Annotated in this window: 19 protein-coding genes and 2 pseudogenes; 14 read left to right on the forward strand and 7 right to left on the reverse strand. The window is 42.8% G+C overall.

Going from position 1 to position 16246, the window contains the following annotated elements:
• Positions 1-21 precede the first annotated feature (21 nt).
• Positions 22-954, reverse strand: a complete 933-nt coding sequence (locus B1K52_RS05565) for an LCP family glycopolymer transferase (protein ID WP_077306190.1) — start codon at positions 952-954, stop codon at positions 22-24.
• A gap of 407 nt (positions 955-1361) precedes the next feature.
• Between B1K52_RS05565 and B1K52_RS05570 the strand changes: the two are divergent.
• The 6 genes and pseudogenes from B1K52_RS05570 (at position 1362) to B1K52_RS05595 (ending at position 7396) form a co-directional block, all read left to right on the forward strand.
• A pseudogene (locus B1K52_RS05570) lies at positions 1362-1929 on the forward strand (AAA family ATPase).
• Between the two features lie 135 nt (positions 1930-2064).
• On the forward strand, positions 2065-2460 hold the full coding sequence (locus B1K52_RS05575; protein ID WP_077306192.1) for a thiol-disulfide oxidoreductase DCC family protein: 396 nt from the start codon (positions 2065-2067) through the stop codon (positions 2458-2460).
• Between the two features lie 112 nt (positions 2461-2572).
• Entirely contained in the window at positions 2573-3988 is a 1416-nt protein-coding gene (locus B1K52_RS05580; RefSeq protein WP_077306194.1) for a right-handed parallel beta-helix repeat-containing protein, read from the forward strand.
• A gap of 191 nt (positions 3989-4179) precedes the next feature.
• The gene (locus tag B1K52_RS05585; RefSeq protein ID WP_077306196.1) at positions 4180-6474 is read left to right on the forward strand and encodes a hypothetical protein; all 2295 of its coding nucleotides are present in this window, start codon (positions 4180-4182) and stop codon (positions 6472-6474) included.
• A 258-nt stretch (positions 6475-6732) separates the two neighbouring features.
• Positions 6733-7113 (forward strand): KGG domain-containing protein, encoded by a 381-nt coding sequence (locus B1K52_RS05590; protein WP_077306198.1) that lies wholly within the window; start codon positions 6733-6735, stop codon positions 7111-7113.
• 175 nt (positions 7114-7288) lie between these two features.
• Positions 7289-7396 carry a YjcZ family sporulation protein gene (locus B1K52_RS05595; RefSeq protein ID WP_077306200.1) on the forward strand — a complete coding sequence of 36 codons (108 nt, stop codon included), beginning with the start codon at positions 7289-7291 and terminating at the stop codon, positions 7394-7396.
• A gap of 21 nt (positions 7397-7417) precedes the next feature.
• Here B1K52_RS05595 and B1K52_RS05600 read toward each other — a convergent pair whose 3' ends face one another.
• Together B1K52_RS05600 and B1K52_RS05605 are read right to left on the reverse strand one after the other, a co-directional pair.
• The gene (locus B1K52_RS05600) at positions 7418-7864 is read right to left on the reverse strand and encodes a YrvL family regulatory protein (RefSeq protein WP_077306202.1); all 447 of its coding nucleotides are present in this window, start codon (positions 7862-7864) and stop codon (positions 7418-7420) included.
• 56 nt (positions 7865-7920) lie between these two features.
• Positions 7921-8442, reverse strand: coding sequence for a GNAT family N-acetyltransferase (locus B1K52_RS05605; RefSeq protein ID WP_077306204.1), 522 nt, complete (start codon positions 8440-8442; stop codon positions 7921-7923).
• 79 nt (positions 8443-8521) lie between these two features.
• Here B1K52_RS05605 and B1K52_RS05610 point away from each other — a divergent pair, with 79 nt between their 5' ends.
• The 6 genes from B1K52_RS05610 (at position 8522) to B1K52_RS05635 (ending at position 13181) form a co-directional block, all read left to right on the forward strand.
• Entirely contained in the window at positions 8522-9145 is a 624-nt protein-coding gene (locus B1K52_RS05610; protein WP_077310505.1) for a LysE family translocator, read from the forward strand.
• A 70-nt stretch (positions 9146-9215) separates the two neighbouring features.
• Positions 9216-10307 carry a DNA alkylation repair protein gene (locus tag B1K52_RS05615; RefSeq protein WP_077306206.1) on the forward strand — a complete coding sequence of 364 codons (1092 nt, stop codon included), beginning with the start codon at positions 9216-9218 and terminating at the stop codon, positions 10305-10307.
• Positions 10308-10311: 4 nt separating this feature from the next.
• A complete protein-coding gene (locus B1K52_RS05620) occupies positions 10312-10896 on the forward strand; it encodes an LOG family protein (RefSeq protein ID WP_077306208.1) in 585 nt (194 codons plus the stop codon).
• 333 nt (positions 10897-11229) lie between these two features.
• On the forward strand, positions 11230-12117 hold the full coding sequence (locus B1K52_RS05625; protein WP_077306210.1) for a helix-turn-helix domain-containing protein: 888 nt from the start codon (positions 11230-11232) through the stop codon (positions 12115-12117).
• Positions 12118-12252: 135 nt separating this feature from the next.
• Entirely contained in the window at positions 12253-12606 is a 354-nt protein-coding gene (locus B1K52_RS05630) for a VOC family protein (RefSeq protein WP_179106475.1), read from the forward strand.
• Positions 12603-13181, forward strand: coding sequence for an AAA family ATPase (locus tag B1K52_RS05635; RefSeq protein WP_077306214.1), 579 nt, complete (start codon positions 12603-12605; stop codon positions 13179-13181). The genes B1K52_RS05630 and B1K52_RS05635 overlap by 4 nt, the downstream gene beginning before the upstream one ends.
• Before the next feature lie 60 nt (positions 13182-13241).
• Here B1K52_RS05635 and B1K52_RS05640 read toward each other — a convergent pair whose 3' ends face one another.
• Both B1K52_RS05640 and B1K52_RS17865 read right to left on the reverse strand, forming a co-directional pair.
• Positions 13242-13529 carry a carboxypeptidase regulatory-like domain-containing protein gene (locus B1K52_RS05640; protein ID WP_077306216.1) on the reverse strand — a complete coding sequence of 96 codons (288 nt, stop codon included), beginning with the start codon at positions 13527-13529 and terminating at the stop codon, positions 13242-13244.
• A gap of 14 nt (positions 13530-13543) precedes the next feature.
• Positions 13544-14476, reverse strand: coding sequence for a collagen-like protein (locus tag B1K52_RS17865; protein WP_373022244.1), 933 nt, complete (start codon positions 14474-14476; stop codon positions 13544-13546).
• 186 nt (positions 14477-14662) lie between these two features.
• On the opposite strand from B1K52_RS17865, the gene lepB reads away from it, so the two are divergent.
• Together lepB and B1K52_RS05655 are read left to right on the forward strand one after the other, a co-directional pair.
• Positions 14663-15190, forward strand: a complete 528-nt coding sequence (gene lepB, locus B1K52_RS05650) for a signal peptidase I (RefSeq protein WP_077306218.1) — start codon at positions 14663-14665, stop codon at positions 15188-15190.
• Between the two features lies 1 nt (position 15191).
• Positions 15192-15524: a CHY zinc finger protein gene (locus B1K52_RS05655; protein ID WP_077306220.1), complete on the forward strand. Its 333-nt coding sequence runs from the start codon at positions 15192-15194 to the stop codon at positions 15522-15524.
• Between the two features lie 193 nt (positions 15525-15717).
• On the opposite strand, the gene B1K52_RS05660 is transcribed toward B1K52_RS05655, so the two are convergent.
• On the reverse strand, positions 15718-15993 hold the full coding sequence (locus tag B1K52_RS05660) for a hypothetical protein (RefSeq protein WP_077306222.1): 276 nt from the start codon (positions 15991-15993) through the stop codon (positions 15718-15720).
• Positions 15994-16070: 77 nt separating this feature from the next.
• Positions 16071-16244 (reverse strand): annotated as a pseudogene (locus tag B1K52_RS17670) (cation:proton antiporter domain-containing protein); the annotation flags it as partial.
• Positions 16245-16246 lie beyond the last annotated feature (2 nt).

Here is a 16246-nt window from a genome sequence, read left to right on the forward strand (position 1 = left end):
AATCCAAATAGGATTTTCTTCTCATTTGCTTATACTTTTATGTACAGCGGCTAGCTCATCCTCTGGAACTATCAAATAATAAATTCCATCAATCTTTGTACCTTGGCCCCTTATCTCATGCTCCTGAATAGAGTTGCGTACATTACGGTAATCCGTGAACAAATGACGCATAGAAGCGAGATTTATATTTGTCTGTACATTTTTCCCCAATACATCTAGCAAGTCGTCTATCTTACTGACAGACTTGATATTAGCACCTTTATTAATGATGGCTTCAATTACCTGACGCTGTCTGCCGTTTCTTCCGAAATCACCATCTGGATCTAAGTGACGCATCCTTGTATATCCTAATGCTTGATCTCCATCCAAGTTGATTTGACCTTTTTTATAATGATAGTCTTTCTTGTAGAAGCCTTCATCATACCAATCCAAGTCATTGTTTACGGTTACGCCGCCAACTGCATCAACTAGATCAGCAAGACCTTCCATATTGATTTCCACGAAATAATCAATATCAGTGTTAAACAATTGCTCTACTGTTTCCACGGACATGTCTACACCGCCAAAAGCATAGGCGTGATTAATCTTGTCGATTGTATGATGTCCGACAATCTCTGTTCTAGTATCACGCGGAATACTTACCAAATCCAACGATTCAGTAGTTGGGTCCAATGACATGAGCAGTAAAGCATCAGACCTTCCAGAATCAAACTCTCGTTCATCAATACCAAGCAAAAGTATATTAATCCTTTCTTTATTCTTGATTTTTTTAGATGTCACCCCTTCATCGATTACTGCTGAATCTTTCTGGATGCTGTCTATTGTCTGCTTTACATCCCTTGCAGTTAGAAAGAAAAAGGAACCAGCTCCAATTAGCAGCACAAAGAGGATGAGCAAAATATATTTGCTAATTCGACGTTTCTGTTTTCGTTTTGTGTGTCGTTGTTTTTCCATAAAGCACCTCCCTAACTATTACAAGGTACGCTCTTGTTGACGATTTGTCAACAATATGCATAAATGTACGCAAGGGGGAAATACTAACTATATCCTTCTAACAACCAACATTTTTATCCAAGCAACGAACCTGTCGATGTGAAATCGAAGGGAGGATTGTCTGCGATGAAAGAACACCCCCACAACCCGAAACAGCCTAATGATAATATGGCTCTTCTTCTAGCTCTCATCACTGTCATACCTACTGCATGCAACCAGATACTCGACGCCGCTCATAAAATGGTGAAACTGTTTCAACTATTTTTTTAAGTAATTACCGTGGGGCTAGCTGCCCTGCGGTTAATTTGTAATTAAATTTACAATTTTCTTTCTTTCCTTGATACAATCTATGGAAAAGGAGGGATAGGATGAATTTTATTATGATATTTGGACCACAGGCTGTTGGTAAAATGACTGTGGGACAAGAACTTTAAAAAAAAGCTTGGTTATCGACTTTTACATAATCACATGACAATTGATTTATTAGTGCCGTTCTTTGGTTTTAGTGAAGAGATGTGGCGGCTGTCTACTCATTTTAGAGAAGAGATATTCCGATCTGTAGCAAAGACAGACCTTCCAGGTTTTACGTTCACCTTTTTATGGGACTTTTCCAATCAAGAGGATTGGGAAGTTGTTGAGCGCATGTGCTCTATATTTCGGGAGCAGCAAATACCAATCTATTTTGTGGAACTGCAAGCGAATGTAGAACGCAGACTAAAGCGCAATGTGACGGAGAACAGGCTGGTGCATAAACCAACGAAACGAGATATTGCACGCTCGGAAGAAAACTTGCTCCGCAGTATGAAAACGGGGCGCCTGCAATCAAGAGAAGGGGAAATTTACGAAGAGAATTACATACGCATCCAGACGGATGAACTGACAGCTTCTGAAACAGCTGATAAGATTGTCCGCTATTTTGGTTTGGAGGGAACGTAAAGATAGCTGATGCGGCGTCACAAATTTTAGGACGTCATACTTGGGTATATAAAGGAAGAACGGCTTAGCTGGTTAGTATTGCGTATCTTATTAAATTTTACACAAGCAAGCGGCATAAAGAGCAGGAGGTAAAAAATGAACAGCAATGCAATCATTCTTTTCGATGGGGTGTGTAACCTTTGCAATAATAGTGTTCAATTTATTATAAAGCGCGATCAAAAAGCTTACTTCAAATTTGCTTCCCTGCAAAGCGACGCTGGCACGGCACTAGCTGCTGATCACCAAATACCAGATGATGTGGATAGTATTTTATTCGTTAAGGCAGGGAAGGTGTATACCGAATCGAGTGCGATCGTGCGTATCGCCAGACACTTGGATGGAGCGTGGAAACTAGCAGCCGCAGCGTGGGTGATTCCGCGTCCCATTAGGAATAAAATGTATCGTTATGTAGCTAAAAATCGTTATCGCTGGTTCGGTCGGCAAAATGAATGCATGCTGCCATCCCCTGCACTAAAAGAGCGATTTTTATGACAATGAAGTTATTGTGAAGAATAGGGATTTCTTCTATACAAATAGCTGTATCCACTGTATCATACTAGCAGTGGCCTGAACGGCAAATTTACGTAAAGAAGAGAGTCAACAAATGAGATTACCCGTCCTGATTGCAATAGTACTCTGCTTAATCGGTGCAGGTATCTATGCAATTACAGCAAACAACAAGAAGGAAGTGCAAGCAGTAACCACTTCAAAACAGCTATTCGTCGCAACAGATGGTGACGATGAGAATGATGGAACAAAAGAGAACCCGCTGCGTTCTATTCAAGCCGCAGTTGATCAAGCTAAAGCTGGAACCACAATCTATGTTCGTGGCGGCACTTATTTCGGCAGTGTTGAGGTTAACCTCAGTGGTAAGAAGGCTGCGCCAGTCATAATTCGTAATTATGACAACGAAAAAGTCATTATAAGCGGCCGTGATTTGGAACCGGAAGAAGATACAGCATTAATACATATAGACAGCCAAAGCTACATAATGATTCAAGGATTAACCGTTCAAGATCTGAAGACAAATTCTTCTGATTTAGCTGTGATGGGTATTTTTGTGACAGGAGAAAGTAGTCATATCACGATTATCCAGAACTATATCCAGCATATAGAAACTACCTCGGATGAAGGAAATGCACATGGTATCGCGGTATATGGAACTGGTGAAACGGAACAGATACAGATTATGGACAATGTCGTGGAAGAATTGACACTTGGTGCCAGTGAGGCAGTCGTCTTAAACGGTAACATTGATGGTTTCACTGTTTCAGGAAACAGAGTTCGAAATAACAACAATATAGGCATCGATCTAATTGGTTACGAGGGCATAGCAGAGGATCGGGAAGCCGATTACGTACGAAACGGTAAAGTCGAAGGAAATACTGTTCATAATAATTCTTCGTACGGAAATCCTGCATATGGTGAAGATTATTCGGCAGGTGGCATTTATATCGACGGTGCTCGTAATGTCACAGTCCAAGATAATAGAGTTTTTAATAATGATATAGGCATTGAAGCGACGTCCGAGCACAAAGGCCGCTATGCAGATAATATAAAAATAACAAAGAACGAGGTTTACGAAAACCATTATACAGGCATTTCGATTGGTGGATACGATGAGGACCGAGGCGGTACGAAGAACACTGCTATTACGTACAATGTTCTTTATCGAAACGATACGGAAGATCTATATGGCGGGCAGCTTCTTTTGCAGTATGATATTCAAAACAATACAATTTCTCATAATGTCTTTACGGCAAGTGAGACAGGAGTGTTTATTGCGAATGACTTCCAGGCAAATGCGAACACATATTTAGATCGAAACGTTTATCAGGAAGAACAGAACTTGGATGTAACCTGGACTTGGAAGCAAGAGGAATATAATGATTTCGCAAGCTACCAACAAGCAACCGGACAAGAAGCCAATTCTGTTTATTTGGAAGTACAATACACAGACATCTCCAGCAAAGATTTTACCTTAAAGGAAGGCACCCCGGCGCAAGTCGTTATAGATTAAGTGCAACTGCATGCAAAAGCATGCAGTTTTTTTGTCCTGAGGTTGTGATAGGACTTCTGTTTCTCCTTTTATACATTAAGATGACAATAGCGTAAATATTCCTCAACGTGTGTAGCTTTTTTGTAAAGACGCCCACAGATAGTGGAGGATTTGCTATGCTCATCCTATAAAACAGAGGGAGGAATCTATTCGTGAAGAAAGCGATGGATTGGAAAGGTCTCATTTTGGCGGTTTTACTTATCCCTATAACACTGTTCGGCTATGCACAGCAAAGTGATGCTGAAACAGCAGCTGATCCAGCGCCGGAGTTGCAGCCATCAGGAGAAGCTAATGGCAAGAAGGTATTATTTGATAACACGCACGGACAAACAGCAGGTGCGTCCGATTGGGTAATCGATGGCGCATTCTCTGATTTTGGGAATGCATTAGCGAAGGATGGCTATTATGTAAAAGAGCTGCGAAAAACTTCGCCAATTACTTACAATGATTTAAGCGCTTATGACGTTTTTGTAATTCCGGAACCAAATATTCCTTTTAAAGCATCGGAACAGGATGCCATGCTGCGCTATACGCAGGAAGGTGGAAGTATTTTCTTCATTGGCGATCATTATAATGCGGATCGCAACTACAATCGCTGGGACTCTGGTGAGATTTTCAACGGATACCGTCGCGGTGCATTCGATAATCCTGCAAAAGGAATGACGGAGGACGAAGCAAACTCTGACCGAATGCAAGGTGTAGAAAGTTCCGACTGGCTTGGCGACAATTTTGGCATTCGTTTCCGCTTCAATGCAGTAGGTGATATCGAATCTGGACAAACTGTCGTTAGTTCAGCTGATTCTTTCGGAATTACAGATGGAATCGACGTTGTAGAAGCTCATGCAGGTGCTACTCTGACAATACTCGATCCGACAAAAGCGAAAGGTCTTATCTATTTCCCGGAAAATATCCCGGCTTGGCCGAATGCTGTTGACCAGGGAGTATACGCGAATGGTGGAATTGATGAGGGAGCTTTTGCTGCTATCTCAAAAGTTGACCAAGGGAAAGCAGCATTTCTTGGTGATTCCTCACCAGTAGAAGATGCTACGCCGAAGTACCTTCGAGAAGATGGCGGCAGTACGAAGCGTACGTATGATGGCTTCACTGGAGAAGGGAATAACGGCCAATATTTGCTGAACGTGATGAACTGGCTGAGTGAGAAAGAAAACTACGCAAGCTTCGAAGAAACTTCTATCACACTTAGTGAAGTAACACCACTTCTTGAAACAGCAGAAATTAATGAAAATCCAGAACTGACAACCGAAACAGAAGCGGAGCCCTGGAGAAATCCGCCAACGGGCTATCGTTGGTATGATCCAGGTACGTTCGCAGCTGGTGCTTACGGATCTGATGAAGTGGCATCAAATCCGACATACGACGTTGTGACACCAGCAACCTTGCCGACACAGCAGGAATTTACAGTACGTATAGTAGTAGAAAACTTACAGCCAGGTGAAACGTTGACTGGACTTCAGTTGGGCGCATATTTGCCTGGCGGACAGCAGATTGGAAAGTTCAATACAACAGGAACATGGCCGAGCGGTTATGGATACAGCAGCCGCTTCTCTGTTACAGCAGATGCAACGGGAAGAGCAGCAGTCGAAGTCCCAGCACAGCTAAATCCTGCAACAGCTGATGGTACAGCCAACTTGCGAGTTCGTCAGGATGGTGATAATGTGCTGACGAACTCGGTTCAGGTAGGCAATGTAGCAACTGAACCGCTGCCTGGAGATGAAGTGAAGCTGCCAGACCCTGTAGCTATCCAGGAAGCACGTACAGCAGCGGACGGAGAAATAGTGACACTGGAAGGTATCGTAACTTCTGAAACAGGCAGCTTTGGAGGCAAAGGTTTTTATATGCAAGACGACACTGCCGGTATTTATGTTTTCCAGGACAGTGGAAGCTTCCAGCCAGGAGATCGTATTCAAATTACTGGGGTAAAGACAACATATAACGACGAAGTAGAATTAACAGACATTATCCAGTCTGAAGTGATTGAACAAGCAGATATTCCTGCGCCTAAAGTTGTTTCAGCAGTTGATGAAACAAATCAGGGACAGTTAGTAAAATTAACGGAAGTAACAGTAACAAACGTAGAAGAAGTTAACACTTACGGTACATTTGAGTTTGACGCAAAAGCAGCAGATGGTCATGTAACGCGAGTGCGGGTTGATAATAGAATTGGATTGGATTACTCAACCTTCGTTTCAGAGTTCCAAGAAGGAGATATAGTAAACATTACCGGCGTATCCTCCATTTTCAATGGGATATATCAGTTGAAACCTGTGGCGCCAGATAACATTACTGACTTTGTACAAACAGAAGAACCTGTAGAAGAAAAACCTCTTCCTGCTCCATGCAAAACAGATAACGGAAAGCATAAAGGAGCAGATAAAGGAAAAGGCAAAGGGAAAGGGCACGATAAGAGCTGGAAATGTGCAGCATAATCTAAAAGGAAGCAGGCAGAAGGATGCCTGCTTTTTTTAATGCATTTCTTTTGGTTTGCGTGCTACCTTGGATTATAGGGAGATAATTATGCATAAAAAAATGACGACATGTATAGCCCAACTTTTTTCCTAACTTCCCTTCTTGTTGTTTAGATAGATGTGTTCCGGGAATACATTCATTAAGCGTGGCCACGCATCGTTAAACTACTAGTTAAGCTACTACGAAAGAGACATATATTTCTGGAGGAGGAGATTAACATGGCAGACAATAATAACGGTAAAATGAGTTATGAAGAAGCGGGCAAAAAAGGCGGACAAGCAACATCTAAAAATCATGATAAAGAATTTTATCAAGAAATTGGCTCCAAAGGCGGAGACGCTAACGCAAATGAGCATGATAAAGAGCATTTCCAAAACATTGGCTCCAAAGGCGGAGACGCTAACGCAAATGAGCATGATAAAGGACATTTCCAAAACATCGGCTCTAAAGGCGGACAAGCTACAGCAGACAGCCATGGTCAAGATTTCTATGAAGATATCGGTTCCAAGGGCGGTAAAGCCAATGCAGAATCTCATGACAAAAAGCATTTCCAAGAGATTGGTTCTAAAGGCGGCCGTTCCAACAATAACAACAACTAATATAAACATGAGAGCAGTGTGAACCATTGAGAAAGCAAAAATAATCGCTTCCGAATGCAGTTGTAAAACTATATTCGGAAGCGATTTTTGCTGTTTGTAATTTTCCATGCGGCTAGTCGGTACGCATTGGTTTCCTTTTACATAGAATGGCTTGAAAAGAAAAGGAGGGGATAACATGTCTGAAGGTTACGGTGGCGGTTACGGCAGCGGATTCGCGCTTTTAGTAGTGCTTTTCATTTTGTTGATTATCATCGGTGCTTCTTACGTTGGTGGCGGTTATTAATCAATAGGAAAGAGATCGCAGTCAGTTGCTGCGGTCTCCTTTCTTCTTTTTGCTTCCATTATCAAGGAGAACTTCTGCCAGAGCAATGAAAGCACCGAGAACAATTTCCGTGTACCACTCTACATGAACAGGTTGATAAAGACCATTAATCATTGAAATGATAAGCCAATTCATTATAAAGTTCATACAGAATAATAGCATGTATTCAGAGAATGTATCGGCCCTGCGCTTTCTTTTTTTAATATAGTAAATGCCTTTGACGAAAAGTTCCCCTATGATACTTAAAATGAGATAGATGCCGACAAAAACAGCTAAGTGCTTGGGCGTTTCATAGAAGACATCAAGGATGCTGAAAGCGCCTAGAAAGCCAAAATAATACAGTAAAGCTACAAATGCAAAGGAACATACCGCTGCTATTATTAAAAGGGAGGTAATGAAAGTCTTTGATTTTTTGTTTCTTTTGCTCATTTATCATCACCTCATACATACACTGCTTTACTCTACGAATATATCATCTGGAAGTTTCATATAGCTGTATAGTCAGTCTGAAGCAAGCTGTAGAAGACCATATCCAGAAAAACGCCATTCAGTTTCTCATATTGCCGTAGCGTGCCTTCCTGCTGAAAGCCAATTTTCTCAAGCAGCATACGTGATGCACTGTTTCCAGGTTCCACTTTGGCTTCTATCCTGTTTAAATGTAACCGGAAAAATCCTTCTTGAAGCAAAGCTTGCAATGCTTGACTCATATATCCCTTTCTCCAATATTTCTTTCCTAATTCATAGCCAATTTCACCCCGCTGATTTGCAGGATCAATATAGTTGAAGCCGCAGGTTCCGATAATTGTATGTTCATTTAATACAATTGTGTAACGATTTGCGTTATCAAGCTGGGTGATGTAAGCAATCATTTCTTCTGCTTGCTTAACACGTTGCATGGGCGAAATATTCATAAAAGCTGTCACTTCGGGATCAGACCAGAATTCAAAGAGATGCGTTGCATCGGAAACCGCTATAGGACGAAGGTGGACAAGTTGCTTACTATTCATCATATATACTCCTCTTATTATATTTTTTATTAAAAAAATTGTATGGTTAATCCATATTATAAGGGCGTTGATTGTAGTGATTTCTATTTTTTTGACAAACGTGCTATTAGGTTTCTCAATTGCCTTGCCAGTCGGTACAGTAACGATAGAAATGACAAAGCAAGGGTTAAAGAATGGTTTCTGGCATGGATGGATGGTAGGCGTTGGCGGGATGACAGTCGATTTCCTGCTGATGGCGGCACTATTTTTGGGGCTTGCTCCCATCTTAGCTACCCCTACAATCCAAACGGGCATGTGGTTGTTAGGTGCAATCTTTTTAATGTATATTGCGTACGATAGTATTAAAAATGCGGACAAGCAAATCACATTAGGCGGCGAAAAAACGACAAAAAAGCTAGCTTTATCTTACAAAAATGGGCTTCTTGTAGCAGTTTCTCCTAGTAATCTTGTTTTTTGGATTAGTGTATTTGGTACTTTTCTATCCAGCAGTTTTGCGGAAGGGAGCGAACTTTCCTTCATCGTAGCTGGACTTGGCGTATTGGCAGGTATTCAGGTTCATGATATTGGGTTAATGAGCATTGTGGCTGGGACAAGAAAAGTAGTGAATGAAACAGTTGTGAAATGGGTCTCAATTGGTGCAGGGTTGGTACTTAGCTACTTTGCCATTGTATTCTTTGTGCGTTTCTTAAGCAGAATATTTTGATTGGGTCTATTTGTAGTTTACCGCTTATCTCCTGTAAAATATAGATAGAGATAACATGGAGGCGGTACAAGTGGCAGAGCCGATGAAGGAGATGTATACGAAAGAATTTCTTGAACGTTTCGCTTCTGTAGTGAAAAAGGAATTCGAGGAATTTGAAGAGAATAGATTCTTGACCGAAGTGATGGATGCAAGTTGGAAAGAGCTGGAGCTAAAAGCAAGAATACGCCGTATTACGCTCGTTTTGGGTTCGCTCCTGCCGGATGATTATCCGGAGGCAGTAACCATATTAATAGCAATTGAAGCACAATGTGAAGGATTTCCTTATCTATTTATTCCGGACTTCGTGGAGGTATTTGGGCAAGATCCTGTGCATGAAGAACTTTCGCTGCATGCTTTAGAGGTTTTTACGAAAAGGTCGACTGCAGAGTTTGCAATTAGACCGTTTTTGATTAGAGCACCAGAGCGCGTTATGAATAAGATGAAAGAATGGGCACAGTCGGAGAATCACCACGTTCGCCGTCTGGCAAGTGAAGGATGTCGACCAAGACTGCCATGGGGACAAGCTATCCGGCAATTTAAAGCTGATCCGCAGCCTGTTCTGGAGGTGTTGGGATTACTTAAAGCTGATTCCTCACTGTATGTGCGGAAGAGTGTTGCCAACAATTTAAATGATATTAGCAAAGATCACCCCGAGCTTGTCATCCAAACCGCCAAACGGTGGAAGGCTCTTTCAAAGGAAACAGATTGGATTATTCGGCACGGCTGTCGGACACTGCTGCGAAGCGGAGAACCAGAGGTGATGGCATTGTTCGGATACGAAGATGTCAAAGGCGCACTGTCGGATGCTGCCATTGCAGCAGATAGACAGCGAGTGAATATCGGTGAAACAGTTACTCTCGCTTATGCTTTCCATGTGAAGCAGCAGGCAAAATTGCGTATTGAATATAGCATTGATTTTATTAAAAAACGGAAAATCACAACAAAGAAATTCCTTCTTTCTGATCGAGTATTTACAGCAGGCGAAGATATTGCCAAGGAACGCGTACATAAATGGAGCGATTTGACGACCAGGATTCACTATCCAGGTGTGCATCGGATTGCACTGTTAGCAAATGGTATAGAGGTAGCGAATACCGAATTGGAACTAATCAAAAAGGAGTGAAGGTATGAAATGTATCGCAGTATTTTGCGGGTCTAGTGAAGGTGCATCCCCGGCTTACATTGCGGCGGCTAAAGAACTTGGTAAGACACTAGCAGAACAGAAGCTGACGCTAGTATATGGCGGTGCAAGTGTAGGGCTGATGGGAGCAGTTGCAGACGGTAGCATGAAAGCAGGAGGCCATGTAATCGGTGTTATACCTGATTTTCTGGAAAAACGAGAAGTCGCGCATTCTCACGTATCTGAATTGATTGTCGTCTCTTCTATGCACGAACGAAAAGCAAAGATGGCAGAGCTGGCAGATGGATTCGTTGCACTGCCAGGCGGGCCAGGGACGCTTGAAGAATTCTTCGAAATCTTTACTTGGGCGCAGCTCGGACTGCATAAGAAACCGCTCGGTATTTTGAACGTGGAAGGCTATTATGATTTGCTGATCAATTTATTCAATCATATGGCAGATGAAAAGTTCATGCATGAGAAATACCGTGAGATGACGTTATCCGATACGAATCCCGCTAGTCTCCTCGATAAATTCCGAGAGTATGAAGCACCAGCAGTTAAAACGTATATCAGAAGACCCGAGCAGACATAAAGTGTCTGCTCTTTTACTTATGAAACATTTCTTCCTCTGGATAAGCATATGTCCAGTGGTAAGGCTGTAACTCCTGTAAGGATACATACTGGATAGATTCCCCCTCATGTGTCACTGCTACGTGCACGTCACGACCCCGATATACAAGTCTCTCCTGACAGATGCCGCATGGTGTGAGTATTTTATAAGGACTGTGTTCATCCTCTCTTGTTACGCAAATAGAATGGGTGACAGCTGCATCTAGTTTAGCAGAGAAGGTTTTACATTTTAGCTAAAAAAATCAAAAAAGTAACAGGTAGCTTGATGTAAGCTGTAATCAAAGGAGGCAGACGTATGCAGGTTTATGAGGAAGCTATACGACATGCACTTGCCTATATAGAAAATAACTTACATGAATCCCTTTCAGCTGAAGAGGTGGCCCGCCAAGCAGGATTTTCTCAGTATCATTTTCAACGACTATTCCAAACTACTATTGGGTTAACAATCGCAGACTATATCCGCAGAAGAAGATTAGCAGGGGCGTCGGCCATGCTGCTAAACACCGAGATGGGCATATTGGATATTGCGTTTATGTATCATTTTGAATCCCAAGAAGCATTTACAAGGGCTTTTAAAAAGTATTACAAGCTGCCGCCAGGAAAATATCGACGCATGATGCATGCTATGCTGCATCAGAAGGAGGAGAATATGGAAGAAAAAACAGTAACAGGCTGGTTATTGAGTGGGACAGATCCGCACAATTATGAAATGGGAATTGATTATAAGCACGTGCACCAAGGCAAGGCTTCAGGATACTTAAAATCAAAAACCGTCATGGGGGCGGAAGAATTCGCGACCATGATGCAACAATTTAAGGCGGCAAAGTATGCAGGCAAGCGAATGCAGCTCACCTGCTTTCTTAAAACAGAAAACGTGCATAGCTTAGCTAGTATGTGGATGCGGGTCGATAATTCTTCAGATGATATTATTCAATTTGATAACATGAGCAACCGGCCAATTAAAGGTACAACAAATTGGACTAGATACCGTATTGTCTTGGATGTTCCGGAAAACAGTGCGATTATCTCATTCGGAGTGATTCTTTCTGGCAAGGGACAGGTCTGGGCTGATGGGTTTCGGTTTGAAGAAGTGGATGAGTCTGTTCCGACAACCAATTTGGATATGACGTATGAAATACAGGAGGAGCCTGTTAATCTTTCTTTTGAGGAAGAGCTAGTGTGATGTCCGGTATGCTGATAGATACAGGACACGGAAGGGACAGCATACGTAATATGCCTGTCCTTTTCCTTGTTCTATTTCCCTATACTACCTCTTGTGTTTTATGGTAAAATATTCAAAAAGATGAGGCGGTGCAAGGTGTCTGAATTCCAATTAGGCAGTGTCTTTATTCATGTAAAGGATGTAAATGAAGCGGCAAATTGGTATGCAAAGTTATTAGGGAAGCCAGAATCTTACCCAACGACTGGGCCAGTTCAGTTCATGGAGATGGGAGACAGAAGAGGTCTCGTAATTGATGATAACCGAAATAATGCAGCAGGTATTCGTCCGGCATTTATGCTCGAAACAGAAGCTATTCAACTGGCATACAAGAAAGTAACAGCACAAGGCGGCAAGATTGTACGGGAGTTGGAAGAGGATGAAGCAGTCGCATTTTTCAACTTTCATGATCCTGATGGGAATATTGTCATGGTCTGCCAACAGAAGCAATGATTATTTGGCTTAACGGCGCATTCGGTGCAGGAAAGACTCAGACCGCAATCACTCTTCAGCATCGCCTTCCACACGCTTTCCTCTATGATCCAGAACAAGCGGGGTTCTACATAAGAAAAAATCTACCGGATTCCATGCAGAAAGCAGATTTTCAGAATCATCGCTTATGGCGGTCCGTTGTGCGTGATCATTTGGCTTATCTTACAATGAACACAGAGGAGATTATTCTCGTACCAATGACAATTACAGAGTCGTCAAACTATGAAGAGATTATCGGACAATTGCGTAAAGATGGTCATGAGGTGCTTCACTTTGTGCTAGCTGCTTCAGCTGAAACACTCGGTAAACGCTTAGCCAAACTGGGGAACAGGGCGAATTCGTGGGCTGTTCAGCAGATTCCACGCTGTATGAACGGCTTAGCAGACCCGATATTCGAGAATAAGCTCGTGACAGATGAATTAACAGTAGATGAAGTGGCGGCTGCTATAGCTGAACGAGCAGGTCTTACGCTGCGTAAAGACTGCCGGCCGTGGTGGAAGGTTCGCTGGATGCGAATGACATCTAGATGGAGATAAAGCGAAGTTTGTTTATACGGTCTCTCAAAAAAAGAGAGGGGCATAAGTTATCGCCCCTGTTTATAAAGACATTGTAGTTCTTTCGCCATTTGCAACGATAAAAACAGAACTGCCTGAATTACTAGAAGAAAAGCTGAAATCGCCCTTACTATCTGTAAACGTAGTAGCTACCTCTGCGTTCGTATCATTTGTAAGTGTAATTTTGACATATTCAAGCGGATTGCCGCCGCAGGAAACATTTCCATGAACGTGTCCATTGAATTCCTTCGTAGCTTCCAGGGCTGGACATGTCAGTTCGGTCTTCTGCAGGAATTCCAAATCAGGAACACTACATCCGCAATCTCCCATCTGTTACACCACCTTTAAAAATTCTGCGTACAAGTATCACATGGTCCGCCAGTAGTTTTGAAAACAACATTATCTACAAATGCTGTACTGCCAGGTGCGACATTACCGACGTTTTGGAACGTAACACAGGCTGTCGTGGCTCCTGGCGGTGCGCAGACTGTTAACGTGTAATGTTGGAACACACTCTGTGGCTGGTTGGAAACGGCAATGATGTGCGGAATGTTATTGGTTAGTATCGGATTTGTTGTTACAGTTCCACCAGGTGTACCAGTATTCGTAATCAGAGGTGGGCAAGGCTGTGGCGGAAAGGATACAGACGCAACGAGAATACCATTTGCCCGCACGTCTCCAGCAAAAGTCAATGTGTAGCAGCAACCAGGTGATACGGAAACAATTTGGTTAATGAATCCAGGTGTTGCGACCTCTCCTTCTGCGGGATTTGAATTTAGTCCCCTTATACCAACGGATTGAATCACTGGAACAGTTGGGCTCGTTACAAATCTACCACTGTGCGCATTCGGAAAGGTAACGACAGTCGCAGTGTCAGATGTCCAGCTCGCTGGTGCTGCGCCAGGTGGTGATAAGTCGAAGCCGGGGTTAGCTAACAGGTTGGTACACGGACAGCAACCTGCAGCAGCTGGTCCGGGTGGCCCAGTTGGTCCAGTCGGACCTGGAAGTCCTACGCCAGTAGCTCCTGTGATGCCCGTAGGTCCAATTGGTCCTGAAGGCCCAGTCGGTCCAGGAGGTCCCCCAGAAGGTCCGGTCGGCCCAGGCGGACCTGGAAGTCCTACGCCAGTAGCTCCCGTAATACCTGTTGGTCCGGACGGTCCTGTGCCCCCTGTTGGTCCGGTCACTCCAGTTCTTCCTGGTATCTCAATGATTAGAGGAGGCTGACAGCATCTGCATCTGGCCTCTTTGCAATCATCACATCTTTTTTTATCAGTCATTGTGTATCACTTCCTGTAATAAAGGATTAGAGCCTGCCTTATGGGCCACAATCCTAACGTATGCAGAATAAAATGAATCAGTCTGGGCTATGGAGAAAAGGATCCTGCTTTGCATCTATCTTTGACACTGCTAAAATAAAAAATGTACCCTATACTTCACAAAAAGATAGGTTAGGAGAATGAATTATGTCAGAAAACAAAACTACGAGAGAAATTCTCTCCTGGATAAAAGCAATTGGTATTGCTGTCATTATTGCCTTCGCTTGCCGCTATTTTTTGTTCACACCATCGACTGTCCACGGCGAATCGATGATGCCGACATATCAAAACAGTGACCATGTCATTGTCAGCAAGATATCTAAGATTGAACAAGACGATATTGTCGTATTTAACGCACCAGATGCAGATGCCCACTATATCAAGCGGGTAATTGGATTACCGGGTGATACGATTGAAGTGAGAGATAATGTGTTGTATGTAAATGGAGAAGCGCAGGATCAATCTTATCTTCCGGAGGATATGATTACTGGCGACTTCAAATTAAAAGAACTGACTGGCGAACAAACTGTACCTGAAGGAAAGCTGTTCGTCATGGGTGATAACCGTACAAACAGCAAGGACAGCCGGATTTTTGGCTTTATATCGAAAGAAGATGTAATCGGTGAAGTGAAGATGACTTTCTATCCATTCTCTGATTTTCATATTGGTAAGTAGCATGTGCCAAGTACACGGAAAAACAGTTGATAGAGAGACAAGGTGTACACATTATCACTCTCCGCTCGATGTCATCGCAATCAAGTTTGCATGCTGTAACAAATTCTATCCTTGCTATAAATGCCATGAAGAGGCAGCTGGACACAAAGCTGCCGTATGGCCGAGAGAACATTTCGATGAACAAGCTATATTATGCGGTGTGTGTAAATCAACGCTTACCATCCATGCATACATGGATACAGATTACTGCCCGCATTGTCATGCAGCATTCAACCCAGGGTGCCAGCTGCATCATCATTTATATTTTGAATCAACACAAAGGGGCTGTCATTAACCGACAGCCTCTTTTGTTTATGCTGTATTCTAGCTAAGCGCTTGGACTTAATATGTGACGCATAAATACTGCAAAAGCTGCCGCTGTAAAACAAGTGACAATGACGGTTAGTCCGATGATCGTGAAGCCAGGGAACAAAGCTCACTGTAACAGCAGGAAGCCAATACATGCACTACGCAAAAGAGTAAGCGTATCATTTGATTCGGGTCCGTGCAGGTGTGGCGTGTTTGGACAGGATTGCCTTTACAAGTTTGCGTGCCTCTGTGATTGACAATAAGAACGGAAACAGCGTTACGTAAATTCCAAATAAAACTGGCACCTGCAAATTAGCATAGTCTGGATTTTGCACAGCAGCTGTACTGGCTGCGGATGGCAGCCAAAAGACAGCCAGTAATACCGTAACAGTCCCAATCAGAATCAACATACCGTACAACGTGAAAGAAGCAGCTTTTCGCACCAAACTCCACATCCTTTTCTCCTAGTATACGCTTTTTTAAGATCTATTAAGAGCCTTTCTAAGAAGCTGATTGTTGTTTTTCGTTAGTCTCCAAGGGCACTACTGAACAGCTTCGTTGCGATTGCCAAAATACTGATAAGCATTTGTGAACCAACGCCTTCGAAGCTGATGTTCAACCCAATACTGACAAAAAAGACAGGCACGAAGCTACCATAAGCGATTGGTTCTAATTTGTGCTCTACGGTTTCCTTATGCTTCGTTTGTC

Origin of the sequence: Terribacillus halophilus, assembly GCF_900162685.1 — a bacterium.
GTDB lineage: Bacteria > Bacillota > Bacilli > Bacillales > Amphibacillaceae > Terribacillus > Terribacillus halophilus_A.